Source organism: Ruminococcus sp. OM06-36AC, from assembly GCF_003438725.1.
Taxonomy (GTDB): Bacteria; Bacillota; Clostridia; order Oscillospirales; family Ruminococcaceae; genus Ruminococcus_C; species Ruminococcus_C callidus.
Genome location: NZ_QSTT01000003.1, coordinates 1,612 through 28,530 on the forward strand (window position 1 = coordinate 1,612; position 26,919 = coordinate 28,530).

Consider the following 26,919-nt stretch of genomic DNA (forward strand, 5'->3'; position numbering starts at 1 on the left):
ACACGTCCCTCAAACCGACCGTCTTTTCTCTTGTAAATGTTGCTGCCTCTTCTCGGCATTTGAAATCCCTCCTGACAAGTTTTCGGACTGTTCAAAGCAAGAAAACTCCTGCTTTTTCTCCGATTATGATGATTTATTCATGAATTTTCAGAAATATATACTTTACTTTTTCTGAAAATCTGCTATAATGATAGCAGATTCGATGCTGTTTTGTCTGAAATTTCTGCAAATAAATGGGCGGATTTTACGAAGAAATCTACATTTCATAGAAACAAAATGCCATGCTGAGAAGATGTGCTTTCCCAGCATGGCATTTTTTATGGTTCTGGATTTGTTCCCTGATACGCTCTTGGCTTGTATGCGTTGTGTCAATTTCAATTTTGTGTATTTCTGATCTTATCCTGACTTGTTCCCGCATACAGAAAAAAGGCATCTCAGCTACCTCTCAAATATTCTCCAAAAAGAAAAAAGTGCCGAAAAATCAGCACTTTTTCATCTATTATCCTTGCTTCCTTGACATCAATACCACGCACTCAACGTGCCCCGTCCCCGGGAACAAATCCACCGGCTGCACCTGTTCCACCGCATATCCCAGTTTTCTCAACGCCGCACAATCTCTCGCCGCAGTCGTAGCGTTGCAGGAGATCATCACAATTCGCTCAGGCTGCATCTGTACCATAGCACAAATCGCTGTTTCATCGCAGCCTTTTCTGGGCGGATCAACCACGATCACATCGGGAGCAGTCCCCTCTGCTGCCAGCTGTTCCGCAATGCTGCCTGCATCGCCGCAAAGGAATTTCGCATTTCCCACGCCGGCTCTCGCAGCATTTTTCTTGGCATTTTCTACCGCTTCTGGTACAATTTCCACGCCAACCAATTCCGACACTGCATCTGCCATGGACAGCCCAATGGTTCCGGCACCACAGTACAAATCCAGCAATCGTTCCTTTCCCGTCAGCTGTGCAAAAGCCTTTGCCGCACCATAAAGCCGTTCCGCCTGTATCGTGTTCACCTGATAGAACGACTCCGGCGAAAGGTCTACAGCATTGCCGCACATGGTGTCTGTAATCGTATCTTTCCCCCACAGCGTTTCTGTAGAATCTCCCAGAATCACGTTGGTTTTCTTCGAATTACAGTTCATGACAATGCTCTGGATCTGCGGAAACTGCTCCGTCAGCTGCTGCACCAGAGGCATCAGCTTTTTCCGAATTGGCTTTCGCACAATGAAGCAGACCATCACCTCGCCGGAATGCTGCCCGCACCGCAAATACAAGTGCCGCAGTTCCCCTTTTCCGCTGGCTTCTTCATACACCGGAATCCGATTTTTTCTCACAAACTCCAGCACGACACCAGCAATTTCCCCAAACAGTTCCGGCTGTAGCAAGCAGTCTTTCACCGGAATGACCCGATGACTTCTTCTGGCAAAAAAGCCCAGAACTGGTTCTCCTGCCTTGTCTATTGCAAAAGGATACTGTGCCTTATTACGGTATCTGGTGCGAGATTCTGCCCCCAGAATCGGCAGAAATACAGGCGACAGTTTCCCGATTCGTATAAAAGCGTCCTGCACTGCCTTTTCCTTGACACGCAGTTCTGCCGCATAAGTGATATGCTGAAACAGACAGCCCCCACACTGCGACAACGGGCAGGCAGGCGAAATACGATCTGCCGAAGGTTCCAGCAATTCTTCCACGATGCCAAAACTATAGCTTTTCAGCACTTTCACAATTCGCACCCGAATCCGATCTCCTACTGCTGTATGCGGCACAAATACTGCCATGTTGTCCACCCGACAGACACCGCTGCCCTCTGTGGTCATATCAATGATTTCTGTTTCAAAAATGTCGTTCTTTTTCAACTCTCCACCGCCTGATATAGAAGCAACACCGCACAAAATTGCCTTTACATTTGTGCGATGCTGCCCGATTATTTCATTTCTTCCAGATATTTCGCCGGAACTGCTTCCGTCAGCCAGACACCATTTACCGAACGGTAAAAAGCATAGCCGTCCTCTGCCATTTTTCCAGTCTGCACCCGCAGCACCACTGGCTTTCCGTGACGTGCTCCTACTGTCTGTGCAATTTCCGGCGTGGCAGACAGATGCACATACAGCCGGCTCATTCGCCGCAATCCCTCCTGAAAAATCGCCGGCAAAAACCGTTCTGCCGTTCCATGCCACAAGAATTCCGGCGGCAGCACCTGTTCCAGTTCCACATCTACTGGAATCGAGTGTCCCTGATTACAGCGAATCAGCTGCCCGTCTGCACTGAACGAATAGCGACTTTTCGCATCTGTACGAACAATGTCTTCCAGCTGTTCCCGACACAAAGGGCACCGTTCTGAAATACCGGCAAGGAGTTCGTTCACATCTGCCCAACCGTGCTCGTCCAGCGTGATGCCGATTTTCTCCGGATGATGCCGTAAAATAAAACAAAGATATTTTCCGATTTTATCAAAGTCCATACATTCTTCTTTCCATTAAAGCTCAGAAGATCGTTTCATAATCTTCTTCCTCTTGCCATGCACCCATACCCTCACAAGATCCTACATAGAGAATTTTATCTCCACGAATGATCCAGTCCAGTGCATGCTCCGGTTCCCAGACGCAGGCACTGGAAATGCTATATCCGCAAACAGCTTCCTCCGGCGGTTCAATGTACATTTCAGGCGTGGTCAAAAATGCCAGCACTTCTCTCCCGTGCAGTTTCTCCGGAATTTCACGCTGAATGTCTTCTACAATGTCCGGATAGACATCTTCAAATTCTTTCCATTCCTTCCGCATAAACTCACAATACGCAATTGCCATCTCGCAAAATTTGTCGATCATCTGGTCAGAGAGATGATTAAAATGCTCCACGCACTGCTCCGCATATGCCATATCGACTTCCGGATCAATGTGAACGGGGATTGCACGCTGAAATAAAACAGATGCAAAGGTTCCGTTCCGGAAATATTCATCTTGGTCCTGTATACAAATCAAACTCATTTTTCCGCCTCTTGTTCCCGAATCCGTTCGCAGATCTCCCGTACCTGTTCCTTTTTCTGCATCAGCTGATCGAACTGGCGGATATACTCATAGGGGAATTTATAATTGTGAATTCGTGTAATTCTGCCGCAGGGTTCCACCAGCTTGGTAGAAGCTCCGCACCCTGCTCCAAAAATGGACTGGCTCTCGTCCATGATCAGAATATTGTACAGCGACTCTTTCCCTGCACGGGCATAGCCCACATTCTCCTGATTGTCGATCGTATTCTTCTGCCGGTACATATAATACGGAGCATAGCCGTGCTCCGGCAGCCGCCGCATACTCTCCTGCACCATTTGTTCCACCGGATTATGTACCTGCTGCTCACCCTCCGCAAAAAGATTCGCCGCCCGTTTCAGCGTCAGAGCGTGCACCGTGATGCTGTCCGGATCCAATGCCAGAATCTGTTCCAGCGTGTCATGAAATCCTTCCGGCGTATCGTCCGGCAAGCCGGCGATCAGATCCATGTTGATGTTCTCGAAGCCGGCAGCCCGTGCCATGCGGAATGCCTCCACCGTCTGTGCCGTAGTGTGCTTTCTGCCGATCGTTTCCAGCACGTGATCCTGCATAGTCTGAGGGTTGACAGAAATGCGGTCTACGCCGAAACGCCGCAGTGTTTGCAGCTTTTCCGAGGTAATGGTGTCCGGTCGTCCTGCCTCGACACAATATTCCCGCAAATGCGAAAGATCAAAGCTTTCCTGCACCGCCGTCAGCACCTGTTCCAACTGTGCCGCCGTCAGCGAAGTGGGCGTACCACCGCCAAAATAGACCGTATCCACCAGCAATTCCTGTTCCCGTACCAGCTGCCCCCAAATTTTCAGTTCCTCGCACAGCTTTTCCAGATATGCCGGAATCAGATTCTGAGCCTGTGCAATGGAATGGGACACAAAAGAACAATAGCTGCACCGTGTAGGACAAAACGGAATCGACACATACAGACTGATGCCGTGCTTCGGTGTTTTTTCCAGAAGCGGCTGCTGCACCATTGCTGTATCATAGACCAGCGACAGCTTTTCCGGAGCAATCCAGTACTTTTCGTGTAATTTCTCACAGACTTCCGCCTTGGAAAGCCCCTGTCCCAGCAAAGGCTGTACCTTTTTCACCGGACGAATTCCCGTCAGCAGTCCCCATGCAGGGTGCAGATCAGTGATCTCTTCCAACAGCCGGAACAGCATGGCACTGAACCGGTATTCGCAAAGCTGTTTTTCCGTTTCCGGAGAACAGGCTGGAAACTGTTGCTCCTGCTCCATCACCTGCCCCCGATACTGTACCTGTACCCAAAAGCGGCTCTGTTCGCCCAGCTGTTCCAGAATCAGAACAGCCCCCTCCTCTGCATCTGCCGGCAGTTGTGTCGTGTCGTAGAGAAAGGTAAACTTCCGCATTGGCAGGAAGATTTTGCAGATACATTCGATTTCGTATTTCAGCGTGTGTCCGGAAAATGCCACCGGAAACGGCTTTATCAGATTGGTTTCAACATTCGACATGAATCAAAGTCCTCGCATGGTTGGATTGTGTGCTTTTTCAAAGGAAAGCGTCGATTCCTCATTGTGCCCCGGCAGCACCCGATACTCCCCTTCCAGAGCTTTCAGTTTCCGGAACGATTCCAGCATCTTGGCATCGTCGCCGTCCGGAAAATCCGTTCTGCCCCGCGACATGCGGAACAGCGTATCACCGGTATACAGCACATCGTCGGATCGCCAGCAAACGCTTCCGGAAGTATGCCCCGGCGTATGCAGCACCGTAAAAGTACTGTCACCAAATTGCAGCGTGTCGCCGTCCTCGACAGTTTCCCACGCCTGCACCGGCTGAAACGGCTGTGTGGAGATCCAGTCCCCCAGATTGGCATGACCGTCCGTCAGCATATGGGCATCCAGCGTGTGCACATAAACGGGAATGTCATATTTCTCCCGCACCTGCTCCACACCGGCAATGTGATCATAGTGTCCGTGAGTCAGCAGAATCGCCGCCGGTTCCAGTCCCAGCATTCCCAGCCGGCGAAACAGCACCGGTGCATCTCCGCCAATATCCACGACAACACATTTTCCATTTCCCACTGGCTGCACATAGCAGTTTGAAGCCAGTTCACCCAGCATTATTTTTGTAATTTCCATTGCATGCCACCTCACTTTTTTGCACGTTCTACCGAGATCACACCGCGAATCTTCCGCAGCTTATCGATGATCGCCTGTAACTGGTCTGTTCCGGCAACCTGTACACTTGCCTCAAAAATCGCATTGCCGTTCCGCAGGTTACGGGAGGAGGAGTGCACGATCAGAATATGGGACTCCGAGAGAATCTTCGTAATATCGAATACCAGTCCCACACGGTCTGTGGCAATGACTTCAATGCTGGTGGGGATCAGCGTGGAAGTGTTATTGGTCCACTGCACCGGCAGCCACCGAGCCATTTCCGCCGGATCATTCCGTTTCAAAGCTGCCTGATAATTGACACAGTTTTTGGTATGCACCGAAATGCCATGTCCGCGGGTAATGAATCCCACAATGTCATCTCCCGGCAGCGGGTTACAGCACTGGGCGAACTTGAAAACGCAGTCGTCAATGCGATCCAGTACAATACAGTCCTTGCCGCTTGCAGTTTCCGGCGGCACTACCGGTGCTACCGGATTGGCTTCTTCTTCCTCTGCCCCATGGGATTTCACATACAGTTCTTTCAGACGCGGCATGATCTTGGACAGCATTACACCGCCGTAACCGATAGAGGCATAGAAATCGTCCAGTGTATCACAGTTGTGCCGTTTCAGATCATCTGCCAGAAAAGCTTCCCATTCCGATTCCGGCAAATTGATATGACAGCGTTTGAATTCCTGTTCCAGACTTGCCTTGCCGGTAGTGATATTCTCCTCCCGACATTCCTTTTTGAACCACGAACGGATTTTCGATTTTGCTTCGTTGGTCTTGACAATTCCCAGCCATGCCCGATTCGGGCCCTTGTTGGGGTCTTTGCTGGTGAGGACTTCACAAATTTCTCCGGTTTGCAGCTGATAATCCAGCGGCACCATTTTACCGTCCACCTTGCCGCCAATGGTCTTGTGTCCGATCTCCGTATGGATCCGATAGGCAAAGTCAATTACCGTTGCACCCACCGGCAGGGAAATGGAATCTCCGCGGGGTGTCATGACCACAATATCTTCCGGTGACAGGTCGTTCTTGATCGCACGAACAATTTCTTCTACATCGTCAGAAGTCTGCTGTGCCTCAATGACCTTGCGAACCCATGCAAGGCGTTCTTCCATTTTGTCCTTGCCCTGAATGCCCTCTTTGTATTTCCAGTGGGCAGCGATACCATATTCCGCAGAAACATGCATATCCCATGTCCGAATCTGAATTTCAAAGGGAATACTCTCCCGTCCCAGAACTGTAGTGTGCAGGGACTGGTACATATTCGACTTCGGCGTGGAAATATAGTCCTTGAACCGGTTCGGCAGCGGGCGGAACATATCATGCACAATACCCAGCACCATATAGCACTCTGCCACAGTAGAAACGATCACACGAACAGCATACTTATCATAAATCTCGTCCATGCTTTTATGATTGACATAAACTTTTTTGTAAATGCCATAAATGCTCTTGACACGGCCTTCAATAATAGGTTCCTTGGCAAAGTGTTCTTTTTCCAGCCGCTTGCGGATTCGCTCCTTGATCGAGTCGATGAACTTTTCCCGTTCGTCCTTCTTGATCTCCATGATGTGTTCGATCTCTGAATACGCATAGGAGTCCAGATAGTAGAACGACAAGTCCTCCAGTTCTTCCTTGACTGTACGGATTCCCAGACGGTGTGCGATCGGAGCATACACGTTCATGGTTTCCAGTGCGATGCGACGCTGCTTTTCCGGCGGGAGGAATTTCAGTGTCCGCATATTGTGAATGCGGTCTGCCAGCTTGATAATCATCACGCGAATGTCATGGGACATTGCCAGCAGGATCTTCCGAACATTTTCTGCCTGTTGCTGCTCTTTGTCAAATATGGGAATTCGGTTCAGCTTGGTCACACCGTCCACCAGCATTGCCACGTCCTGCCCGAATTTCTTGCGAATATCGTCCAGCGTATAATTCGTATCCTCTACCACATCGTGCAGCAGTCCCACACAAATAGTATCGGTATCCATGCCCAGATCCAGCAGAATATCTGCAACAGCCAGCGGGTGAATGATATATGGTTCTCCGGAAGACCGCTTCTGATCAGCATGGGCTTTTTCTGCCAGCTGGTACGCCGAGAGAATTTTACTTAAGTCATACTGCTTATCTGTCGCCAGAATCTTCTTGGACAGGTCTGCAATGCTAACTTCATGCTGCGGAATCTGCGGTCTGTCCTGTGCAGACGGTGCAGCAGATCGGGTATCCCCATTTGTGTTCTCTTGTGTCATACAACATCCACTCCTCTTTTCTGTAATCCCTGCAGCAGGACTGACTGCTGCAGATCCACCTTTGCCGAAACCGGTTTCCGGTGCACCTGCCGTGTCCAAAGATCCTGCTGTACCAATCCCAATTCTGAAAAAATATCCAATGCCAGACGGAACTTGCAATAGTTCATCTGCGGCAGATCCTGCATGCCGCCGAACAGTCCGTCAAAAGTGGTATCTGTCTGCGGGATCCGCTGGTAGATCTGCACCAGCACGTCCCGCGTCGGTGTGATCGCCGGATAAAAGCTGGGCTGCAATTCCTCATGTCGGCAATATTGTTCGTATGTATTTTCCGCGGCAAAATACTTTGCCTGTTTCAGGCCGCTTTTCCGATAGTCCTTGACAATCACAGAAAGCTGCGGTCTGCCCTGAAAACTGCCGACCTCTATGTTGATCAGAAAATCGCACACATCGCCAGTTTTCAGCATCACTTCTTCCGGCCTAGTCCGGAAAAGCAGCAGATCCATTGCCATGCCGCCGTAGGTGATTTTCAGCTTGGAGTGCGTTCCGCCGGACAGTGGCAGGACACTTTGCAGAACCGCGTGGCAAATGGCAAATACCGGCACCGGATTGCCTTCGCCAAACGGTGCCAGTGCCTCCAGTCCGGTGATGTTCTCCATGGTGATCTCCTGCGGCATCAGCAGCTTATCCGCCTCCAGTGTCAGCACCGGCATGACCGGATTGGACTCCTTGGCGTATTGCTGTACCGCCTGCCGGAATCGCTCTACATGCTCGGTCGGCAAAGAAAATCCGCCTGCACCGGGGTGACCGCCATAGCGTGACAGCAATTCCCGACACGCGTGCAGGCAGCGAAACGCAGAAAACGCACCAAAGGAACGCATGGAGCCGCGGGCACGGTCGCCCTCAAGGGTAATCAGAATCGTTGGCTTTCCGAACTGTTCCTCCAGTCGGGAAGCCGCAATGCCGATGACACCATGATGCCAACCCTCTCCGGCAAACACCAGCACCCGTTCTTTCAGAAGTCGGGGATTCTCTGCCGCCTGCTCTGCGATTTCTTCCAGAATGCGAACTTCCTCTGCCTTGCGTGCCTGATTACGGCGTTCCAGTTCCTCTGCCAATTCTGCCGCTTCATCTTGGTCTTCACAGAGAAGCAGTTCCACAGCCGTTTTGGGTGAGCCGAACCGTCCGGCAGCATTGATACGCGGTGCAATGCCAAACGCGACTGAGGTGGAAGTGAAGCTCTTTCCCAGCAGTCCGCTTTTTTCCAGCAGTGCCAGCAACCCCACGCGTTCCGTATTCGCCAGAAGCCGCAGCCCCAGCTGTACCAGATAGCGGTTTTCGCCGGACAAATTCACCACGTCTGCAATCGTCGCAATTGCCGCCAGTTCGCCGAACTGCTCCAACGCCATTGCCGTATCGCCGCCGTCCAGTGCCGCCACCAGTTTCAACGCCACGCCGGCACCGCACAGATCATGGAACGGAGATGTGTCATCTGCACGGTGTGCATCTACAATTGCCGCCGCTTTCGGCAGTGTTTCCAACGGCTGGTGGTGGTCAGTAATCACCAGCGTCATGCCCAGATCCGCGATCAGTTCTGCTTCTGCAATGGCTGTGATACCGTTGTCCACCGTCACGATCAGTTCCACGCCGTCCTCGTGCATGGCGTGGACAGCGTCCACATTCAGACCATATCCCTCGTCCCGTTCCGGAATGCGATAAGTCACATCGGCACCCATTTCCAGCAAGTAAGAGTACAGGATCACCGTGGCAGTCACACCGTCACAGTCATAGTCGCCGTAGATGCAGATACGTCTGCCGTCGTCCAGAGCCGTGTTGATGCATGCCGCGGCAGCCTCCATGTCCGCTGTCAGAAACGGATCCGCCAGTCCGTCACACTGTAAAAACGCCGCCGCTTCCTGCACATTATGCATACCGCGTGCCGCCAGAACCTGTGCACACAGCATGGACAGATCGCTGCTGCTGCGAATCTGTTTTGCCGCTTCTTCTGACGGCTGATGAATCTGCCACTTCTTCATCTTGTTCCTCCTGCTTCCTGAAACCAAATATCGTACCTTATATTATACCCGAAAAAGTGACAAATTGCAATAGTGCCTGTGAAAAAAATAGGAAAACCTCTACGGTACTTTTCTGTATTTAACGCTGTGTTCACAAAAAGAAACAGCAAAACCGAAGAAATTGTGCTATACTAAAGCTATATTCAAATGATTCCCATATAGGCAACATTGCATGATGCCGCCTATAACAGAAAGGAAGTTCCTGTTATGGAAATTACACCATATACCCGCATGGTCTTTTACCATGAAACAGACCGCATGGACATCGTAAACCACTCCAACTACATTCACATGGCAGAAGAAGCCCGCGTAGACTTTATGGAGAAGATCGGCATCGGCTACAGCCGCATGGAAGAACAGGGCATTATGCTGCCGGTTCTGGGCGTTACCTGTGAGTACAAGCACTCCCTGCACTTCGGCGAACATCTTGCTGTATACTCTTACATCACCAAGTACAACGGCTTTAAGTTGGAACTGCGGTATGACATTGTCTGTATCGAAACCGGACAGCTCTGTGCGGTTGCCACTTCTTCCCACTGCTTCACAGACACGAAGATCAAGCCGATGCGGATTCGGGACAAATTTCCGGAAATGCATGCCTTTTTCCAGAAAGCCATGGAAGTGACTTATCCGGAACACTGAAAAAAGCTGCTGCAAATGCAAAAGCCCGGTGCGTATTTCTTATAACGCACCGGGCTTTTTCTCATGTAATTTAAGGCAATACCGCACAAAGTCGCCAGACGCTCTTTGTGCGGTATTGCCTTAAAAAATATCTTCATACAGCTTTCGATAGAGGGGGATTTTCACGTCCTTACATGTGGGAAATGCCTGCCGGAATTGTTCGGTATCGTCGGCAATGGTCACATAGACAAGCTGTTTCTCGCCGCCGCAGGTACACAGTAGCTCTCCCTCCGGATTCACCAGACAACTTTTCCCGTCGAATGTGTAAGACTGCTGCCGCCCCACGCAGTTGACACCCAGCACATAGACCTGATTTTCGATTGCCCTTGCCCGCAGCAGAATCCGCCAGTGAGCCGTCCGCTGATGCAACCAGTTTGCCGGTACCAACAGCAAGCGGTTTTTCTGTGCTGCCGCCCGAAACACTTCCGGAAACCGCAGGTCATAGCAGATCAGCGTTCCCACGGAAAACTCTCCCAGCACAGCACTGGTAAGCTTCTCGCCGCTGTGGTAGAACCGGTCTTCCCCGCCGTAGGAAAACGGGTGTATCTTCACATAATCTGACAGTACACCACCGTTTTTGTCCAGCAGAGTGTAGTGGTTTTCACCTTTTCCATGCTGCTTCTGTGAAGTCCAACCGTATCCAATCGCAATACCGCACTGCACTGCCAGCTGCCGCATTTTCTCATGAATTTTCGGGGCATATCCCGCAATCTTCTCCACCCGCATGGAAAAGCCTGTAAAACTCATCTCCGGAAAGACAATACAGTCCGCCTGTGCCGCTGCTGCCTGTGCAATCCACGCGGCGGCATTCGCCAGATTTTCCTCCGGCTGCTCAAATATGATCTCTGTTTGTGCAATGGCTATCTTCATGTTATCCCCTACTTCCGGTGAGAACCTGTCAGTTCTTTTTCCCGTTCGTTCTCCTGCGGTGCAGATGTCCGGTCTGTTTGTCTGGACTCCGGACCGTGATAGAATACAGTATCAGAACGTTTCCAGTTCTGCCGCGGACGGTCATGGAATTCGGTTGCATGGGGCACCAGATGAATCGGATCCTCCGGTGTCACGTTTTTCTTGGCACGATAGGAAGCGTAGATACACAAACCGATATACAGGGCAGTCAGCACAAATCCGGCAATGATGCCGTTGCGGAACCACGGTGAATTGGGGAAATTTTTCAGAGCATAGGCGTTAAACTTGGTAAAGGAACGGCTGACATCAGACACTGCCACAAGCGGCACCTCCGCAATGGTTTCTCCAGAAAATTTCAGTTCCATCGTTCCCAGTTCGTCCCCTTTTTTCACTGGTGCCATGACATTTTTGTCCAGATGAATAACGGTCTGTACCGCAGTAATATCCACACTCTTGCACCACAGCAAAACGCAGTCTGTCTTTGGGTGCACCAGCACATAGGAGTTCCCGTCGGAGTTCATCACTTCCACCTCTGCGGTTTCCTCACTGCTCTCCAGCAGCGTGGTATAGGCAAAGGAACGAAATGCCCAGTTCAGCAGCGATGTGGCATCGTCCAAATGATAGTACTGCAATTTTCCGTCCGCATCTTCAAAAGGTGCGTTCAGCAGAATTACCAGATATGTGTTCTCGTCCCGCGTTGCCTCGGTGATAATGCTCCGTCCGGTCTTGCTCAGGTTGCCGGTCTTGATACCCTTGGCACCCTCGTAATAATAGGAGCTGTCCTCCAGCGTCATGGAATTTGCCTGTGTCCAGTTCCATGCGGAAGCGTCAGGGTGATTTGCCGGATTGGCAGTGGTGGGAGTAAATGCAGTGGCTGTTGCAATTTCCTCAAAGCCGTCCAGCGAGAGAGCGTAGTTGGTGATCGTCAGCATATCCCGTGCCGTGGTCTGTTGTCTGGTATCGTACAGTCCGGTAGGGTTGGCGAACGTGGTGGCGGTACAGCCGATTTCAGCGGCGGTGTCGTTCATCTTGGCGACAAACCCGTCAATACTGCCGTCCCCGAACTGGTTCGCCAGAATCAGAGAAGCTTCACAGGACGAAGTCAGCATCATGGCATAGAGGTATTCCCGCACGGTCAATGTATCGCCGTTGTCAATGTCCGCATACCGCAGGTCGTCCGGTTCGTCATAGCTGTACAGCGTTTTATACAGTTCATCACTGGCAGTGATCGTTGTGCCGTCCAGATCAGTGCAGTTTTGCAGCACCACAATGGCAGTCATGATCTGCACCAGATGACCGGGCATCTGCTGCTGGTCAGCATTTTTTTCATAGAGTATCTGTTGGGTATCCCGATTGTACAGGATCGCCGCCTGACTGTGGATCGTTGCGTCTGGTGTAAAGGTATAAGCCTGTACAGAAAGTGCGTTTCCGCACAGCAGTACCGCGGCAACAATGCCGATCGCCAATGCGACACGCAGTCGTTTTATCAAATGGAACAAGTGCATAAGATGCAATCCTCCCGAAAATTCTTTATTCGTGAAAGTTTTCAAACTCCACATTCTTATTATAACAAAAAAAATCCGATTCGAAAAGACTTTTTTCGAAAATTTATTTACCTTTCACGGAAAATATGATAAAATAATCTATGTAACTGAAAATCATGCAAAAATAAACACCAGAGCATGAGATTTGATTTCACTTTTTAAGGAGGGCTTCCTTTTGGTATATATCACAGGTGACATGCACGGAGATCTGTCCCGTTTCAAAAATCCCATTTTCAAAAAAATGAAAGCCGGCGATGTTCTGATCGTCTGCGGCGACTTCGGGTTTATCTGGGACGGTTCCCGTCAGGAAAAGCAAAATCTGAAAAAGCTGCGGGAAATGCCGTTTACCATTGCCTTTGTAGACGGCTGCCACGAAAACTTTGACATTCTGGAACAAAGCTTCCGGACTGTCCGCTGGCGTGGCGGCAGGGCACATCTCATTGCCCCGAATATTTTCCACATGATGCGTGGCGAGATCTTCACCATTGACGACCGCACCTACTTCACATTCGGCGGCGGACACAGTCAGGACTTCGAGTTCCGGCAGGGTCGGAACTGGTGGCAGCGGGAACAACCCACACATGCAGAGATTCGCCGTGCCATTCACAACCTGAACGAGCACAATGCACAGGTGGACTACATCATCACCCACGAACCGCCGGCTTCTCTGAAAGACTGCCTTGGTGTCGATATGCAGCAGCGTCTGGAAATTCACACGTTCTTCGAGGACATCATCAAACAGTGCAGCTATCGGAAATGGTTCTTCGGCAAGTGCCACATGGACCGCTTTATTCCCATGAAGTTCTATGCCATGTTTGAGGATGTGCTGCCGGTAGAATCGGAAAGCCGCAGACGCAGCCGAAAGCAGACGGCTCCGGAAGAAGATTGATCCTGCACACAGACAGCCCGACAGTTTCAGCAAGAGAAACTGTCGGGCTGTTTAATTCTTATGGCAATACCGCACAAAGCTTGTGCGTAAGGTGCGTTGTCAGATTTTTCGGCAGATGAAACAATAAGGGGAATTTGCAAGCAGATGGCGTGCAAATTCGCCAGACGCTCTTTGTGCGGCATTGCTTTATCTCTTTTGGGTATCTTTTTGCTTTCGGGCTTTTTTCACGGGCAGGCGAATCCACTTCCCCTGCGATTTTTCCCGTGAGAAATGCTGCTTCACGTACTGATCCAGCATTTCCCGCACCGGCACACCGCCATGCATGGGAAAGAAGAACCGACGTACATTTTTCTTTTGCAGGGCATCGTGAATGTCCTCCCGCAGTTCTTCCACCCGTACCACGATATTGGTTTCTTTCGCAAATTCGCGGATCTTTACCATCAGGTGTGTGGAATATCCTACATCGATGAGAAAAACCCCATAGAAAAAACCGATGCCGAACGAAAACGCCAGATTTTCTGCCAGCCAGTGCAACGCATTCAAAATGTGCGGGTGGATCAGAAAATAGTACACTGCACTGAGCACCATCCAGAAAAATGTAAACAACGGACAGATAATGCCCTGGATATTGCCCCAACGGTCAGAATAATCCCACAGCTTGATTTTCATGCCGCGGATAAAGATCAGCCCTGCCACATATTCCAGTGCCGTGATCGCCAACGCCATGACCACAAAGAGCAAGACCTTTTTCAACAACGGATTTTCCACCGGCATTAGCGGTTCCAGCATCGCCAGCAGGTACAGCACACACAAACTGGAGCCATACAGCGGCAGATACGGCCCTACCAGAAATCCCGGATTCACCCAGTGGTGTGCTGAAAAGAACCGACGGAATATTACCTCCAGTCCCCAGCCGAGGACACTGCCAATCAAAAATAAAAACGCCAATGTCAAAAATAAATTCATACCAGCCTCCCCTGCACCGACACAAAACACTCACGCAATAGAACTAAGGTCATACAGTGACTGATCTGCCAATGCCTGTTCAATAATATCATAGTGGGTCTGCAACGCTCCCATACCCATTTTCAGATCACCGATCATCAGGCTCTTATAAATCTTTTCATGAATGGTTGCCTGCTTCTGCCGCAGTTTTTCCGTGCTGTCTGACAAGATCAGGTTGATCTGTGCAGAACAAATATCCCAGATGCCCTGCATCACACATTCCATGAGCCGGTTTCCTGAAGCCTTGATCAGCCAGCGGTGCATTTCTTCATCAGCACGAATACTGTCCAGTCCGTTGCCGTATCGGAATTCGTCCAGCAAGTTTTTCAATTCGTCCAGATCCAGCCGTTCCCGTCTGGCAAATACCATAGGAAATGCCGACAACTCCATTGCCCGCCGCATCTGACACACCTCATAGGGTGAAATTTTTTGTATCAGAAACATCACATGCAGCAGTTCCTCCATGCTGTCGGACATATCTTTAGAAAGTGTCATCTCCCCCTCTTTGGAACAGGACAGCACACCGGTCATTTCCAAATTCTTTAGAATTGGACGCACATCCCGCTTTTTGATAGACAGAGCTTCTGCCCATTCCTGTTCCGAGGGCAACACATCGCCGGCATGCAGCTGTCCGTTTTGCAGCCGCTTCCGCAATTCCTCGATCAGACACAAATAATGATACTGTTGATTTTTCATTTTCCTCCATCTCCTGTATTCAGTGTTTCCCCAGGTCTTACCGCGAAACGCCCCATGCATTCCGCCTTCTTTTTCCTTTTGGCAATACCGCACAAAGATTGTGCGACAGATGCGTCGTCAAATTTTTCGTCAGATGAAACAAAAAGCGGAGTGAATACTTGATGTATTCACGAGCATTTTTGTGAAATATGACAGGAAATTTGCAAGCAGATGGCGTGCAAAGTCGCCAGACGCTCTTTGTGCGGTATTGCCTTTTATTATAGCATAAAATTATAACGAATTCAACGATATTTATCGTAATTATATAAACGTTTTTGTGCATGTTTTCAAACTAAATCGGAAAAGTCAGAAACATTTTTTGCTGTTGTTCCGCGATTGCGATTTTTTCAGTCAGATTTTCGGATATGACTTGCTTTTTTGTAATCGATATGTTAAAATAGAAAAGACACTTCACGAAAAGCGAAAATTCCAATCGAAAAGGAGCATTGCAGTATGCATAACATCACACTGATCGGAATGCCGGGTTCCGGAAAAACAACATTTGGAAAAACATTGGCGGCGGGGCTTTCCTATCACTTTATCGACACCGACGATGTCATTATCCAAACCTATCACAAACCGCTGATGGAACTGATCGACGAATACGGCACAGAAGGATTCATCACACTGGAGGGAAAAGTTCTCCAGTCGATCTACACCAATCAGGCAGTGATCTCCACCGGCGGCAGTGCTGTTTACAGCGATGATGCCATGCAGTATCTAAAATCTACCGGCATTGTAATCTATCTGCACCACCAGCTGGACGTGCTGGCACAGCGTGTCGGCAATCTGGTCACACGGGGCGTTGTCTGTCACAGCGGCTGCACCACACTGGAAGACCTCTATGAGGAACGCTGCCCGCTGTACGAGAAGTACGCAGACCTCACCGTAGATTTCACCGGCTGCTCTGTAGAACAGTGCAGTGAAAAACTGCTGAAAACGGTACAGGCATATCTCAAAGAACACCCGAATTGCTGAGTACAGCTTTTATCAATATAAAAGAAACACTGAGGCAATACCGCACAAAGAGCATCTGGCGACTTTGCACGCCATCTGCTTGCAAATTTCCCGTCATATTTCACAAAAATGCTCGTGAATACATCAAGTATTCACTCCGCTTTTTGTTTCATCTGACGAAAAATTTGACGACGCATCTGTCGCACAATCTTTGTGCGGTATTGCCCTGAATAAAGCGGAACACCGGCTGTAAAAGCTGATGTTCCGCTTTGTTTTGCAATATTTTCTGTTTACGCACGGATTTTCGAGTACAGGCTCTCTTATACAAACTGATTGCGTTCCGGCTTGTATACGAAGCCAACTGCTTCCAGCTTTGCGGTGATCTCTGCCTGTTCCAGACACATAGACTTGCACAGTTCCTCCAGAGAGGCATAGTTGTCCCGCAGCTGGGTATTCAGATAACTCATCAGCATGATCGGATCGTTAGGAATGTTCGGCATTACCGTTCACCTCCCTCTGGTGACAATTCCAGCATATGCTGTACATGTGCCACATAGAGTGCCTGCACCGCCGGATATGCTCCCAGCCCCTGCATTTGCAGTGTGACAGTATAGCCGTGTCTGGTCAATACAGACTTCCACGAATCTTCTTCGTCCCCTGCCATATCGTTCTGGGCGTGGTCGCCTGCCACCAGCATCATGGGCACCAGCACCACTTCCTGATACTGCCGTTCTTTCAACTGTTCCAAAATGGTATCCAGCGTGGGATAGCCCTCTACCGTTCCCACAAAAACATTGTCGAACCCGCACCGTTTCAGCCAGTAGTCAAATGCCGGATACGCCTGATTGATGATGTGCGGCGTGCCGTGTCCCATTAACAGATATGCCTTGGTCGATGCCTTTTCTATTACGCCGTCCTGCTCCATTGCCTGAATCAGTGCCGGATAGTCTTCCGTTTCTGTCAGCAGCGGTCTGCCGATGCGGAACACCGCAAAGGCTCCTGCATACGATGCCGCATCTGCACAAAGGCGGTCGTACTCCTCGCCGGGAATGACATGAGTCGGCTGAATATACACATGGGTATACCCTTTCTGTTTCAGCTTCTCCAGTGCCTCCCGCACCGTATCTACCGCAGTGCCCTGCCGCCGCATCTTCCGAATGATCATGCCGCTGGTAAATGCCCGAAAAACGTCCATTTCCGGAAACGCCTGCTTTACAGCAGATTCCACTGCACCAATGGTCTGCTCTCTGGTGTCCGCATAGCTGGTGCCAAAGCTGACCATGAGCAGTGCGTTCCGGCACGCTGGCAGCTGTTCTTCTGTCAGGCTGGAAGCATATGCCAGATATGCCCCTTTTCCCTTTTCCCGAAACAGCTCCAACGCTTTCGGCTCCGTCAGAATTCGCAGCAGCTGCATGCGGCGAATTTCGTCCGGCATGGTTTCTTTCCATGCCCGCCGCAGGATTCCCAGACAGGTGCAAAGTTCGCTGTACTCTGCCAGCTTCGGTTCCAGTTCCCGACAGATCGCCCCCGCCAGTGACGGAGCATCACCCTCGGTTGTCACTGCCATGGTAATGTCGCCGTGTTTCCGATGTGCCGGAACAGCAAAGTCCGGCGTGCAGTCCGGCGATACAGTTACCGACGATGCCAGCTTTCCGGCAGCCTGAGCTTCCCGTACAATGCGGGCATTTTCTGCACTGTCATCAGTTGCGGCAAACACCAGCAGGTTTTCCCCCAGCAGTTCCGGTGCATAGGGCTGCTGCAAATAAGTCAGCTTTGCGTTTTTCCAGCACGCCGGCATAGGCTCCGGTGCTGCCACGGTGACTTCCGCACCAGATTCCAGCAAGCCCCAGACACGCCGCTGTGCCACTTTTCCCGCACCGAACACGATGCACTTTTTCCCCTGTAAATGCAATGCGATAGGATACATATTCTACACCTCGTTTTCTTTCCGAATGCATGCGATCATGCCGGCTATATCCGACTGTACCGCAGTTTCCGCCACAGAAAGTCCTGCCGTTTCCGCTGCCTTTGTGGTAGCATTTCCGATAGAGATCAGCTTCGCCGCAGTTTTCGTTCCCGCCGTCATTTCTGCAAAGGCACGTGCAGCGGAGGCACTGGCAAGGAAAACATAGTCCGTATCTGCCAGTTCCTGCAACAGCAGTTCCCGTTTCCGCAGGTCGGTCTGCACCCGATACAGCGGCACTGTATCGACGGCTTTCCCCGCCTGTTCCAGCAGCTGCGGCAGAATGACAGAGCCGTTTTCCGCTCGCAGCAAAAGCACACGGTCTTGCATGGTCAGCTGCGGGATCAGTGCCTCTGCCAGACTGCGGCTGTCGAAGTGCTCCGGCACACAGTCCACGAAAATGCCGTATTCCGCCAGTGCCTGTGCCGTGCCGTTTCCAATGGCAGCAAAATGCAGATGCAGCAGCCGCCGGAGGTCTACATGGGATTGCTTCAGCGATGCAAACAGTTGTTCCACGCCGTTGGCACTGGTGAGCACTGCCCACGTATACGACTGCCAGGGCAACGCCTTCAGCACGTCCGGCGAAGAAGCCTTCGGGTAGATCAGGCTGACTTCCACCGGCTCTGCTCCACAGGAACAAAGCTGTTCTGCCGCCTTGCGGGTATACGCCGGTGTACCGGTCAGCAGTACCTTTTTGCCGGACAGTTCGCCCATTCCAAACCACGACAGCTGTTGCCGCAGAGAAACCACGTCACCGATCACAGTCATTGCCGGCGTGTGGATTCCCTGCCGCTGTACTTCTGCCGCGATCTCAGAAAGCGGAGCCGTCACCACACGCTGCCGTGCAGTTGTTCCCTGCTGGATCACTGCCGCCGGTGTATCCGGAGATTTCCCCTGCTGTATCAGCGAAGTGGCAATTGCCGGCAGGTTGCTCAGGCTCATCAGGAACACCAGAGTGCCGTCCAGTTTTGCCAGCGTGGCATAGTCCAGTTCGGTATGCTGTTCCGTTTTGCGGTGTCCCGTGATAACATGAAATGCAGGAGCGTATTCCCGATGTGTCACAGGGATTCCGGCATAAGCCGGCACACTATAGCAGGAGGAAACGCCGGATACAATCTGAAAAGGGATTCCCAGCGATTGCAGCACCTGTGCTTCTTCTCCCCCGCGTCCAAAGACAAAGGGGTCACCGCCCTTGAGCCGTACCACCCGTTTTCCCTGCTGTGCCAGTTCTGCCAGCAGTTGATTGGTTTCACTCTGCTTTTTGTGGTGATTTCCCGCCGTCTTTCCCGCGAAGATCAGTTTGCAGTCCGGTCGTGTCAGATTCAGCACCGACGAACACGCCAGTGCATCATAGACCACCACGTCCGCCTGTTCCAGACAAGCCTTTCCCTGTTCTGTCAGCAGTGCCGGATCTCCCGGACCTGCTCCCACCAGAAATACCGTTCCTGTTTTCATGGGTATTCCTCCTCACTCCGCCGCATGCCGCAGCAATTCTTTTCTTGCACCGGAAATGGTAGAAATCGAAGCATCTACGTCCCAGTGATCCTCCTTATGCAAAATTTCCAGCAAATGCGAAATTCGCGGCAGACGCAGATGATGCTCCCGCAGCAGTTCCGGCTGGGCGAAAATTTCCGCCGGCGTACCATGTGCCACCATGTGTCCCTTGTCCATAACGTCGATCACATCGGCGTAAATGGGTACCACATCAATATCATGGGTAGATAAAATAATGGTGGTGTGCTGCTGCCGGCAGACATCTTGGAGCAGGTGCATCAGTTCACTGATGCCCACAGGGTCCAGTCCTGCCGTGGGCTCGTCCAGAATAATGACTTCCGGCTGCATGACCATAATGCCGGCAAATGCCACCCGCTTTTTCTGTCCGAAGCTCAGGGCGTGAGTGGGACGGTCTTTCAGGTATGTGATCCCCACCTGTTCCATGACCGTTTCCACACGGCGGTGCACCTCCTCCGCGGGCAAGCCCATGTTGACTGCTCCGAAAGAAATGTCCTGATATACCGAAGCCGAAAACAGCTGGTCGTCCGGATTCTGAAAGACGATACCCACCTTGGAACGCAGTTGCCGCAAGCCTGCTTTTTTGTAAGAAATCGGCTGCCCGCGAAAGCGAACCTCTCCCTGCTCCGGCTGCAAAATGCCGTTGAGATGCAGAAACAGCGTAGACTTTCCGGCACCGTTTGCTCCCAGAATCGCGGTAGTCTTGCCTTCTTCAAATGCAATGGACAAATCCTCAATGGCGTGACTGCTTTCGTCATAGCCATAGGTAAGATGACTTGCCTCTAAAATAATCCCCATACACTGCCTCCTATTCTGCAAAAGAGCACGGCTCCGGTCAGGAGCACACTGTATCCGACGGCGAGCCCTTTCTGCCAGCCTGTTGTTTCATATGTCAATCCCAGTGTCCGCACTTCATCGGTGTACCCTCTGGACTCCATTGCCGTATAGGTACGGTCTGCCTGCCGGTATGCCCGCAGGAACAGATTGGAGATCAGCTGTCCCATGGAGTAAAAGCTGGTCTTTAACGAGCCATACCCCAGGCGGCATTCCTGTGCGTTCCGAATCTGCGAAGCCGACTCCATCAGCACAAAGATATACCGATAGACCAGTTCCATCATCTCCACCAGAAACGCCGGCAGATGCAGACGGCGTAGTGCCGTAAACAGTTCTGTCATCGGCGTAGTGGCAGAGAGAAAATACAGACAGCTGACTGCCGCCAGACACTGTAAAAACACCTGTCCGAACTGATGCAGACTCTCTCCGGTGATGCCGAAGTACCAGCTTCCCAGATGCAGCGATACCAGCATGGACTCGCCATGATGTGAGATCTGCAGCAGGATCATGATGCACCCCAGCACAACAAAAGCCAGCGGGATCTGCATTAAGTGGATAACATGATGCCACCGGGTTTTCCCGATGGCAGTCATCGCGGTCAGCATGCAGCATAAGATCAGCACGCTCACCGCCCATGTATGTGAGATCAGGCACAGAAGCAGACTATACAGGGACACAAAAATTTTCCAGAACGGAGAAACACGCCGCAATGCAGATGCATAGGCGATCTCATCAATGAGGATTCGTTCTCCGTGACTATGGGAATGTGTATGTCGTTTCATCTGTTGCCTCCTGCGGTCAGGAAGCAGAAGTTTGCTTCTGGTCTGTCAATGCAGCATCGTCCTCTGATGCAGATGTTTTCGGTTTCCGGCTGATGCGTCCCAGCACAAAGCCGCAGATGCCTGCACCGATCGCCGACTGTACACAGAACAGCAGAGATTCGACCTCTCCCGAAGGCGGTTCCCAGAAGGACTCAAACCACGGGGTGTAGCCGCCGTTGATTTCTTCTACTACAGTAGAACCGGCATCATCAGAACCGCCGAATTCACTGTTGCCCAGCAGCATCAGCGGAATGGTGACCAGTAAAACAACACCCAGTGCCAGCACCAGATTTCTTGCCCACAATTTGCCGCGGTTGGGGTTGGAAACTGTAATGCCGGACAGTTCCTTCAACTCCTTGACGCAGTTCTTCTGAATGACATTATAGACAATGACAGTCAGAATGCCTTCTGCAATGGCAATGGGGACTTGAGTCGGTGCAAAAACGGCAATGAACTTGCCGAACGATGCCCAGAAGTTATCTCCGGGATAAGCAGCTGCAAGCTGTACCGAAGTCAGGCAGTAAGTTGCCATATCTCCGATCGTTGCCGACAGAAATACTGCCAGTCCCATCGGTGCCTTGCACTTTTTCAGCAGCTGGAACAGTCCGTAGGAAACGAACGGCCCGAAAATCGCCATGGAAAATGTGTTGGCACCCAGTGTGGTCAGACCGCCGTGTGCCAGCAGGATCGCCTGAAACAGCAGCACGATGATGCCCAGCACGGACATGATCGACGGTCCGAACAGAATCGCACCCAGTCCGGTACCGGTCGCATGAGAACAGCTTCCGGTAACCGACGGGATCTTCAGGGAAGAAATGATAAAGACGAAGGCTGCACAAAGTGCGATCAGCAGCTTCACTTTTCCCTGATACGCGATTTTCCGCTTCAGGCTGACTGCACCAGCCACCAGAAACGGAATGCAAAGTGCACCCCATGCAATACACCAGCCAGCGGGCAGATAGCCCTCCATGATGTGCATCGCAGATGCACCGAATTTGCCGCTTGCTGCCATATCGGACAGCAGCAGACAAACTGCCAGAGCAGACACCAGCACACGACATCCCGTCATGCCTCTGGTGCTGCGGTTCTGCAAAACAGAGCCATTGTGTTTGTTCATATGAAAACCTCTCCTCTCGGAACCCCTCTCCGTTGGCTCCCGGCTGAGAACAGAAAGAGATTCTCAGTTTCCGCTGTGTGCAGAGAAAAATGCATCTGCATCACCCAGCGTTTTATCTATCTCACGCAGCGTGTGTGCGTTCGATACAAAAATTGCTTCAAACTGGCTGGGACCGAAATAGTTGCCCTCATCCAGCATGAAATGAAAATATTCCCGAAATCTTGCGGTATCCGCCTTTTTGGCATCAGTATAGTTCCGCACCGGTTCCGGTGTGAAATACAGGCAGGACAGCGAACCGATACCGTTGACGATGCAGTTGCCGTGGTGCCGGCGAATAATGTCTTCCAGACCGCTGCGAAGCCGGTGGGACAGGAAGCCTACCTGATGATAAACTTCCGGATGTGCCTGCAAATACCGCAGCTGTGTCAGACCGGCACGCATTGCCACCGGATTGCCGCTGAGCGTACCCGCCTGATAGACAGAGCCCAGCGGAGCCACCAGCTGCATGATCTCCCGTCTGCCGCCGTATGCACCGACCGGCATGCCGCCGCCGATGATCTTGCCATAGGTCACCAGATCCGGTTTGACACCAAAGTGTCCGACAGCACCGTCCAGCTGCAGACGAAATCCGGTAATGACTTCGTCCAGAATCAGCAGAGCACCGTACTGGTCACAGATCTGACGGATTCCCTGCAGGAATCCCTTTTCCGGAACCACAACGCCCATATTGGCAGCCACCGGTTCCACGATCACGCAGGCGATTTCCTCCGGATACTGCTGAAACAGCTGTTCCACGCTGTCCAGATCATTATAGACTGCGGACAGAGTATCCGCGGTACAGCCTTTCGGCACACCGCTGGAATCCGGAATGCCGGCAGTCATCACGCCAGAGCCGGCTTTCACCAGCATGGCATCTGCATGCCCGTGATAGCAGCCCTCAAACTTGACGATCTTGTCCCGTCCGGTAAATCCTCTTGCGGCACGGACAGCACTCATTACTGCCTCTGTGCCGGAGTTTACCATACGCATCATTTCCACACAGGGAACGATCTGGTGAATCAGTTCTGCCATTTCCACTTCCAGTGCTGTGGCAGCACCGTAACTCAAGCCGTTTTCCAGCTGATTCCGGACAGCTTCCAGCACGATGTCCGGATTGTGTCCCAGAATCATCGGTCCCCAGGAGCCGATATAATCGATATAGACGTTGCCGTCCTCATCGTAGAGGTACTGGTCTTTGGCACGCTGAATAAACCGCGGCGTACCGCCCACAGACTGAAACGCCCGCACCGGCGAATTGACACCGCCGGGCATCAGTTCCTTGGCACGGTCGTACAACGCCTCGGAATGAGCAATGTGCATCTGTTCCATTATCCGATCCTCCCCTCGCGAATGTACTTCGCCAGTTCCATTGCAAAGTATGTGATCAAAAGATCTGCACCGGCACGGTACATGCAGACCGCCGATTCGCAAATGACAGCTTCCCGATCAATATAGCCTGCCGCAGCCGCTGCCTGAATCATGGCATATTCGCCGCTGACGCTGTACAGTGCCACCGGCTGGCGGAATTGTTCTTTCAGCGATTTCAGCACGTCCAGATACGCCATACCCGGCTTTACCATGAGAATGTCCGCACCTTCCTGCACGTCCAATTCCGCTTCCAGCAAAGCTTCTCTGGCATTGTGGGGATCCATCTGATAGCTTTTCCGGTCGCCGAACGCCGGTGCAGAACCGGCTGCGTCCCGAAACGGACCGTAGAACGCCGAAGCATACTTTACGGAGTACGCCATGATCGGCGTGTTGACAAAGCCGTTTTCGTCCAGCACCTGCCGGATACGTCCCACTCTGCCGTCCATCATATCCGAGGGGGCAACCATATCCGCACCTGCCTGCACATGGGACAGTGCTGTTTTTGCCAGCACTTCCAGTGTCTTGTCGTTGTCCACGTCATGCCCGCAGAGAATGCCGCAGTGTCCGTGCGACGTATACTCACACATGCAGACATCAGTAATGACATACAGCTGCGGGAACCGGCTCTTGATATGCCGCACCGCCTGCTGGACAATGCCGTCCGGCTGCCATGCACTGCTGCCGATCTCATCTTTTTGAGCAGGGATCCCGAAAAGCAGCACGCTTTTCACACCGGAATCCACGATCTGCTGCAAGAGTTCATCTACGCAGTCCAGACTCCAGCGATACTGTCCGGGCATGGAGGGAATCTCTTCCCGAATATGCTCCCCCTCCTGCACGAACATGGGATAGATCAGTGTATCCGCAGAAATACGGGTTTCCCGCACCATGCTGCGAAGCAGAGCACCGTTTCGCAGGCGACGCGGCCGATTGGTCAGATTCATATTGATACCTTCTTACTTATTCCGTAATGGTCAGTTTTGATGCCAGCTGCTGTACCAGCAAGTCCGCATCATTTCGGTTTCCCTGCACGCTGCCGTACCGCGGCACCCCGCCGATACCGGAAAACCCATAAAGGGTCATGTCCGTTCCATGCAGCTGTGCATGACAGCCCACCGGTGCCGAGCAGTCCCCGCCCAGCAGCGATGCCAGCTGCCGTTCTGTTTTCGCACAAAGTGCCCCGTCGGGGGAATTCAGCCGGGCAAGCAGGTCGGCATATTCGCCGGCACGAGTCTGTATCGCCAGAATCCCCTGCCCTGCCGCCGGCACCAGTTCCTCCGGTGAAAAGCGGTAGGCGATCCGGTCAGACAGCCCCAACCGTTTCAGCCCTGCCTCCGCCAGAATCAGTGCACCATACTCACCGCTGTCCAGTTTTTCCAGCCGTGTCAGCACATTGCCACGCACCGGCTGTATCACTGCTTCCGGATACAGCTGTTGAAACTGCATCTTTCTTCGGGCACTGGCACACCCTACCGGCAGTGCCGGATTCCAGTGTGAAGTTTCCTTCGGGAACACCAGCACATCTGCCGGCAGTTCCCGCACAGAGTATGCCCCAATGGGCAGTGCCGGATTCTCTGTCACCGGCACATCTTTCAGGCTGTGCACGCAGATGTCCACCTGTCCGGCGAGAAGTGCCGCGTCCAGTTCTTTCAAAAACAGCCCTTTTCCGCCGATCTTGTCCAGCGTCTTGTGCAGGATCTTGTCCCCAGTGGTTTTCATGGTCACCAGTTCCAAGTCTGCTTCCGGCAGGATCTTCCGGATCTCTGCCATGACCAGTTCGCTCTGTACCACGGCAAGCCGGCTGGCACGGCTGCCGATACGAATTTTTCTTCCCATGGGTTCAAAATCTTCCTCTGTCTTTGATTTTCGCACAGCTTTGCCGCACCAGTTCCGGTGTAATTTCCGATTTCATGCTGCCCATGAGCATATCCACCGTTCGTTCCGTCACCAGCCGCACGATCTCCTCCAGCTGAGGCAGTTCTGCATAAGGTTCTGCTGCCGTACTGTGCAGGATTCGCTGTGTTGTCAGCTCTTTCAGCTGCTGCATATAGGGCACCGCGTCCCGATAATTCCGCCACATCTGAAAGGTGTCGGTATACTGTTCCGCGATTTGCCGCAGAGCCGCCAACGCCGTTTCGTCCGGAGCCGTGCTGCTGTGCAGGTCGTCCAGATTCCAGAGCGTAACACCTTCCACTGTGCCGCAGTCTGCTTCCACGTCCCGTGGCATTGCCAGATCCAGAATCCAGACCGGCTTTCGCGAGAGTGCTTCCAGCTGCTTTTTGGTAATGGTGTGATGCGGACTTCTGGTGGCACTGATGACGATCTCTGCCGCTTCCATTTGCAGGAAACGCTGTTCGTAAGGAACCGGCTGCACACCGAACGGGATCACCGTTTCCCCGTGATGATAGGAACGCAGTGTCATAAACACACGACAGCCGTGCTGCACCAGCAGAGAAGCTGCCAGCCGTCCCATGCTGCCGTTGCCGATCACCAGACAGGTTTTCCCGTCCAGTGTTCCGGCATGCTGTTCCAGCTGCTGTACCGCACTATAAGAAACCGAAAGCGGTACATTCTGCACGGACACTTGTGTCTGTGCCTCTTTTCCGGCAGAAACTGCCGTTCGGAACAGGGTGTCCAGCACGCCGTCTGTACTGCGACAGGCACGTGCCAGTTCCACCGCATGTCCCACTTGTGTGACGATCTGTTCTTCATGCAGGATCTGCGAATGCAGACCGCAGGCGACTTCCATGATATGCTGTACCGCATCGATTTCCGTCAAAACCCGCCCTGTAAAAGGCTTTTCCGGTGCATGGGCATACTGCCGCAGGAGCTCTGCCGGAGAGATGTCCATTGCCGGCTGGCTGACAGCATCGTCTTCTGCGGAAGACCGGCGTTCCTGTACGGAGAGATACAGTTCCGTCCGATTGCAGGTTGCAAGCAATACTGCTCCGCTGATGCCGTCTTTCTGCACCAGTTCTGTCAGAATCTGCCTGACCTGTTCTTCCGAAAATGCAAACTGTTCCCTAGCGGAAACGTCTGCGGAATGCACGTCCACTCCTGCCAT

The 26,919-nt window shown here is 51.9% G+C and carries 24 protein-coding genes and 1 pseudogene; 3 read left to right on the forward strand and 22 right to left on the reverse strand.

Annotation, left to right across the window (positions count from 1 at the left end; translation table 11 throughout):
- Positions 1-499 precede the first annotated feature (499 nt).
- From rlmD to recJ, 7 genes are all read right to left on the reverse strand, one after another.
- Positions 500-1,855 carry a 23S rRNA (uracil(1939)-C(5))-methyltransferase RlmD gene (rlmD, locus tag DXB92_RS03695; protein WP_242986598.1) on the reverse strand — a complete coding sequence of 452 codons (1,356 nt, stop codon included), beginning with the start codon at positions 1,853-1,855 and terminating at the stop codon, positions 500-502.
- Between the two features lie 68 nt (positions 1,856-1,923).
- Positions 1,924-2,460: an RNA 2'-phosphotransferase gene (locus DXB92_RS03700; protein WP_117732529.1), complete on the reverse strand. Its 537-nt coding sequence runs from the start codon at positions 2,458-2,460 to the stop codon at positions 1,924-1,926.
- Positions 2,461-2,482: 22 nt separating this feature from the next.
- The gene (locus DXB92_RS03705) at positions 2,483-2,983 is read right to left on the reverse strand and encodes a hypothetical protein (RefSeq protein WP_117732531.1); all 501 of its coding nucleotides are present in this window, start codon (positions 2,981-2,983) and stop codon (positions 2,483-2,485) included.
- Positions 2,980-4,506 (reverse strand): coproporphyrinogen dehydrogenase HemZ, encoded by a 1,527-nt coding sequence (hemZ, locus tag DXB92_RS03710; protein WP_117732533.1) that lies wholly within the window; start codon positions 4,504-4,506, stop codon positions 2,980-2,982. The genes DXB92_RS03705 and hemZ overlap by 4 nt, the downstream gene beginning before the upstream one ends.
- Positions 4,507-4,509: 3 nt before the next feature.
- Positions 4,510-5,133, reverse strand: coding sequence for an MBL fold metallo-hydrolase (locus DXB92_RS03715; RefSeq protein ID WP_117732535.1), 624 nt, complete (start codon positions 5,131-5,133; stop codon positions 4,510-4,512).
- A gap of 11 nt (positions 5,134-5,144) precedes the next feature.
- Positions 5,145-7,409 (reverse strand): bifunctional (p)ppGpp synthetase/guanosine-3',5'-bis(diphosphate) 3'-pyrophosphohydrolase, encoded by a 2,265-nt coding sequence (locus DXB92_RS03720; RefSeq protein ID WP_117732537.1) that lies wholly within the window; start codon positions 7,407-7,409, stop codon positions 5,145-5,147.
- A complete protein-coding gene (recJ, locus tag DXB92_RS03725) occupies positions 7,406-9,442 on the reverse strand; it encodes a single-stranded-DNA-specific exonuclease RecJ (RefSeq protein ID WP_117732539.1) in 2,037 nt (678 codons plus the stop codon). Before recJ ends, DXB92_RS03720 begins: the two co-directional genes overlap by 4 nt.
- A gap of 246 nt (positions 9,443-9,688) precedes the next feature.
- Here recJ and DXB92_RS03730 point away from each other — a divergent pair, with 246 nt between their 5' ends.
- On the forward strand, positions 9,689-10,123 hold the full coding sequence (locus tag DXB92_RS03730) for a thioesterase family protein (RefSeq protein WP_040648328.1): 435 nt from the start codon (positions 9,689-9,691) through the stop codon (positions 10,121-10,123).
- Between the two features lie 120 nt (positions 10,124-10,243).
- On the opposite strand, the gene DXB92_RS03735 is transcribed toward DXB92_RS03730, so the two are convergent.
- Both DXB92_RS03735 and DXB92_RS03740 read right to left on the reverse strand, forming a co-directional pair.
- On the reverse strand, positions 10,244-11,032 hold the full coding sequence (locus DXB92_RS03735) for a nitrilase-related carbon-nitrogen hydrolase (RefSeq protein ID WP_117732540.1): 789 nt from the start codon (positions 11,030-11,032) through the stop codon (positions 10,244-10,246).
- Positions 11,033-11,040: 8 nt separating this feature from the next.
- Positions 11,041-12,576 (reverse strand): D-alanyl-D-alanine carboxypeptidase, encoded by a 1,536-nt coding sequence (locus DXB92_RS03740; protein ID WP_181976885.1) that lies wholly within the window; start codon positions 12,574-12,576, stop codon positions 11,041-11,043.
- Positions 12,577-12,790: 214 nt separating this feature from the next.
- Between DXB92_RS03740 and DXB92_RS03745 the strand changes: the two genes are divergently transcribed.
- On the forward strand, positions 12,791-13,504 hold the full coding sequence (locus tag DXB92_RS03745) for a metallophosphoesterase (protein WP_051343890.1): 714 nt from the start codon (positions 12,791-12,793) through the stop codon (positions 13,502-13,504).
- Between the two features lie 186 nt (positions 13,505-13,690).
- Here the strand turns inward: DXB92_RS03745 and DXB92_RS03750 are convergent, their stop codons facing one another.
- On the reverse strand, positions 13,691-14,470 hold the full coding sequence (locus DXB92_RS03750) for a putative ABC transporter permease (RefSeq protein ID WP_117732544.1): 780 nt from the start codon (positions 14,468-14,470) through the stop codon (positions 13,691-13,693).
- 30 nt (positions 14,471-14,500) lie between these two features.
- Positions 14,501-15,205, reverse strand: coding sequence for an FCD domain-containing protein (locus DXB92_RS03755; RefSeq protein WP_040648324.1), 705 nt, complete (start codon positions 15,203-15,205; stop codon positions 14,501-14,503).
- A 492-nt stretch (positions 15,206-15,697) separates the two neighbouring features.
- On the opposite strand from DXB92_RS03755, the gene DXB92_RS03760 reads away from it, so the two are divergent.
- Positions 15,698-16,222 (forward strand): shikimate kinase, encoded by a 525-nt coding sequence (locus tag DXB92_RS03760; RefSeq protein ID WP_021683552.1) that lies wholly within the window; start codon positions 15,698-15,700, stop codon positions 16,220-16,222.
- 299 nt (positions 16,223-16,521) lie between these two features.
- Here DXB92_RS03760 and DXB92_RS03765 read toward each other — a convergent pair whose 3' ends face one another.
- From DXB92_RS03765 to hemA, 11 genes and pseudogenes are all read right to left on the reverse strand, one after another.
- Complete coding sequence (locus DXB92_RS03765) at positions 16,522-16,701, reverse strand: DUF4250 domain-containing protein (RefSeq protein WP_021681680.1); 180 nt, start codon at positions 16,699-16,701, stop codon at positions 16,522-16,524.
- Positions 16,701-18,128: a sirohydrochlorin cobaltochelatase gene (locus DXB92_RS03770; protein ID WP_117732548.1), complete on the reverse strand. Its 1,428-nt coding sequence runs from the start codon at positions 18,126-18,128 to the stop codon at positions 16,701-16,703. The genes DXB92_RS03765 and DXB92_RS03770 overlap by 1 nt, the downstream gene beginning before the upstream one ends.
- Positions 18,129-18,131: 3 nt before the next feature.
- Positions 18,132-19,619, reverse strand: a complete 1,488-nt coding sequence (gene cobA, locus DXB92_RS03775) for a uroporphyrinogen-III C-methyltransferase (protein WP_117732550.1) — start codon at positions 19,617-19,619, stop codon at positions 18,132-18,134.
- 12 nt (positions 19,620-19,631) lie between these two features.
- Positions 19,632-20,474, reverse strand: a complete 843-nt coding sequence (locus tag DXB92_RS03780; protein WP_021681677.1) for an ATP-binding cassette domain-containing protein — start codon at positions 20,472-20,474, stop codon at positions 19,632-19,634.
- Positions 20,459-21,292, reverse strand: coding sequence for a cobalt ECF transporter T component CbiQ (cbiQ, locus tag DXB92_RS03785; protein WP_117732552.1), 834 nt, complete (start codon positions 21,290-21,292; stop codon positions 20,459-20,461). Before cbiQ ends, DXB92_RS03780 begins: the two co-directional genes overlap by 16 nt.
- 16 nt (positions 21,293-21,308) lie before the next feature.
- A complete protein-coding gene (locus tag DXB92_RS14085; RefSeq protein ID WP_276712355.1) occupies positions 21,309-21,617 on the reverse strand; it encodes an energy-coupling factor ABC transporter substrate-binding protein in 309 nt (102 codons plus the stop codon).
- A gap of 45 nt (positions 21,618-21,662) precedes the next feature.
- Positions 21,663-22,343: pseudogene (locus DXB92_RS14090) on the reverse strand (energy-coupling factor ABC transporter permease); the annotation flags it as partial.
- A 168-nt stretch (positions 22,344-22,511) separates the two neighbouring features.
- Positions 22,512-23,807, reverse strand: coding sequence for a glutamate-1-semialdehyde 2,1-aminomutase (hemL, locus tag DXB92_RS03795; protein WP_117732807.1), 1,296 nt, complete (start codon positions 23,805-23,807; stop codon positions 22,512-22,514).
- Positions 23,808-23,815: 8 nt separating this feature from the next.
- Positions 23,816-24,799, reverse strand: a complete 984-nt coding sequence (hemB, locus tag DXB92_RS03800; RefSeq protein WP_040647173.1) for a porphobilinogen synthase — start codon at positions 24,797-24,799, stop codon at positions 23,816-23,818.
- Positions 24,800-24,815: 16 nt separating this feature from the next.
- Positions 24,816-25,691 (reverse strand): hydroxymethylbilane synthase, encoded by an 876-nt coding sequence (hemC, locus tag DXB92_RS03805; protein WP_021681672.1) that lies wholly within the window; start codon positions 25,689-25,691, stop codon positions 24,816-24,818.
- A 4-nt stretch (positions 25,692-25,695) separates the two neighbouring features.
- The gene (hemA, locus tag DXB92_RS03810) at positions 25,696-26,919 is read right to left on the reverse strand and encodes a glutamyl-tRNA reductase (RefSeq protein ID WP_181976886.1); all 1,224 of its coding nucleotides are present in this window, start codon (positions 26,917-26,919) and stop codon (positions 25,696-25,698) included.

Excerpts from the sequence above, each read along its gene's own strand:
- recJ (WP_117732539.1), bottom strand. The coding sequence starts at position 9,442 with ATGAAGAAGTGGCAGATTCATCAGCCGTCAGAAGAAGCGGCAAAACAG.
- DXB92_RS03735 (WP_117732540.1), bottom strand. The coding sequence starts at position 11,032 with ATGAAGATAGCCATTGCACAAACAGAGATCATATTTGAGCAGCCGGAG.
- hemC (WP_021681672.1), bottom strand. The coding sequence starts at position 25,691 with ATGGGAAGAAAAATTCGTATCGGCAGCCGTGCCAGCCGGCTTGCCGTG.
- DXB92_RS03765 (WP_021681680.1), bottom strand. The coding sequence starts at position 16,701 with ATGCCGAACATTCCTAACGATCCGATCATGCTGATGAGTTATCTGAAT.
- DXB92_RS03740 (WP_181976885.1), bottom strand. The coding sequence starts at position 12,576 with ATGCACTTGTTCCATTTGATAAAACGACTGCGTGTCGCATTGGCGATC.
- DXB92_RS03720 (WP_117732537.1), bottom strand. The coding sequence starts at position 7,409 with ATGACACAAGAGAACACAAATGGGGATACCCGATCTGCTGCACCGTCT.
- DXB92_RS03715 (WP_117732535.1), bottom strand. The coding sequence starts at position 5,133 with ATGGAAATTACAAAAATAATGCTGGGTGAACTGGCTTCAAACTGCTAT.
- DXB92_RS03760 (WP_021683552.1), top strand. The coding sequence starts at position 15,698 with ATGCATAACATCACACTGATCGGAATGCCGGGTTCCGGAAAAACAACA.
- cbiQ (WP_117732552.1), bottom strand. The coding sequence starts at position 21,292 with ATGAAACGACATACACATTCCCATAGTCACGGAGAACGAATCCTCATT.
- DXB92_RS03750 (WP_117732544.1), bottom strand. The coding sequence starts at position 14,470 with ATGAATTTATTTTTGACATTGGCGTTTTTATTTTTGATTGGCAGTGTC.
- DXB92_RS03780 (WP_021681677.1), bottom strand. The coding sequence starts at position 20,474 with ATGGGGATTATTTTAGAGGCAAGTCATCTTACCTATGGCTATGACGAA.
- hemZ (WP_117732533.1), bottom strand. The coding sequence starts at position 4,506 with ATGTCGAATGTTGAAACCAATCTGATAAAGCCGTTTCCGGTGGCATTT.
- hemB (WP_040647173.1), bottom strand. The coding sequence starts at position 24,799 with ATGAATCTGACCAATCGGCCGCGTCGCCTGCGAAACGGTGCTCTGCTT.
- DXB92_RS03730 (WP_040648328.1), top strand. The coding sequence starts at position 9,689 with ATGGAAATTACACCATATACCCGCATGGTCTTTTACCATGAAACAGAC.
- DXB92_RS03705 (WP_117732531.1), bottom strand. The coding sequence starts at position 2,983 with ATGAGTTTGATTTGTATACAGGACCAAGATGAATATTTCCGGAACGGA.
- DXB92_RS03700 (WP_117732529.1), bottom strand. The coding sequence starts at position 2,460 with ATGGACTTTGATAAAATCGGAAAATATCTTTGTTTTATTTTACGGCAT.
- cobA (WP_117732550.1), bottom strand. The coding sequence starts at position 19,619 with ATGAAAACAGGAACGGTATTTCTGGTGGGAGCAGGTCCGGGAGATCCG.
- DXB92_RS03755 (WP_040648324.1), bottom strand. The coding sequence starts at position 15,205 with ATGAAAAATCAACAGTATCATTATTTGTGTCTGATCGAGGAATTGCGG.
- hemL (WP_117732807.1), bottom strand. The coding sequence starts at position 23,807 with ATGCACATTGCTCATTCCGAGGCGTTGTACGACCGTGCCAAGGAACTG.
- hemA (WP_181976886.1), bottom strand. The coding sequence starts at position 26,919 with ATGGCAGGAGTGGACGTGCATTCCGCAGACGTTTCCGCTAGGGAACAG.
- DXB92_RS03770 (WP_117732548.1), bottom strand. The coding sequence starts at position 18,128 with ATGTATCCTATCGCATTGCATTTACAGGGGAAAAAGTGCATCGTGTTC.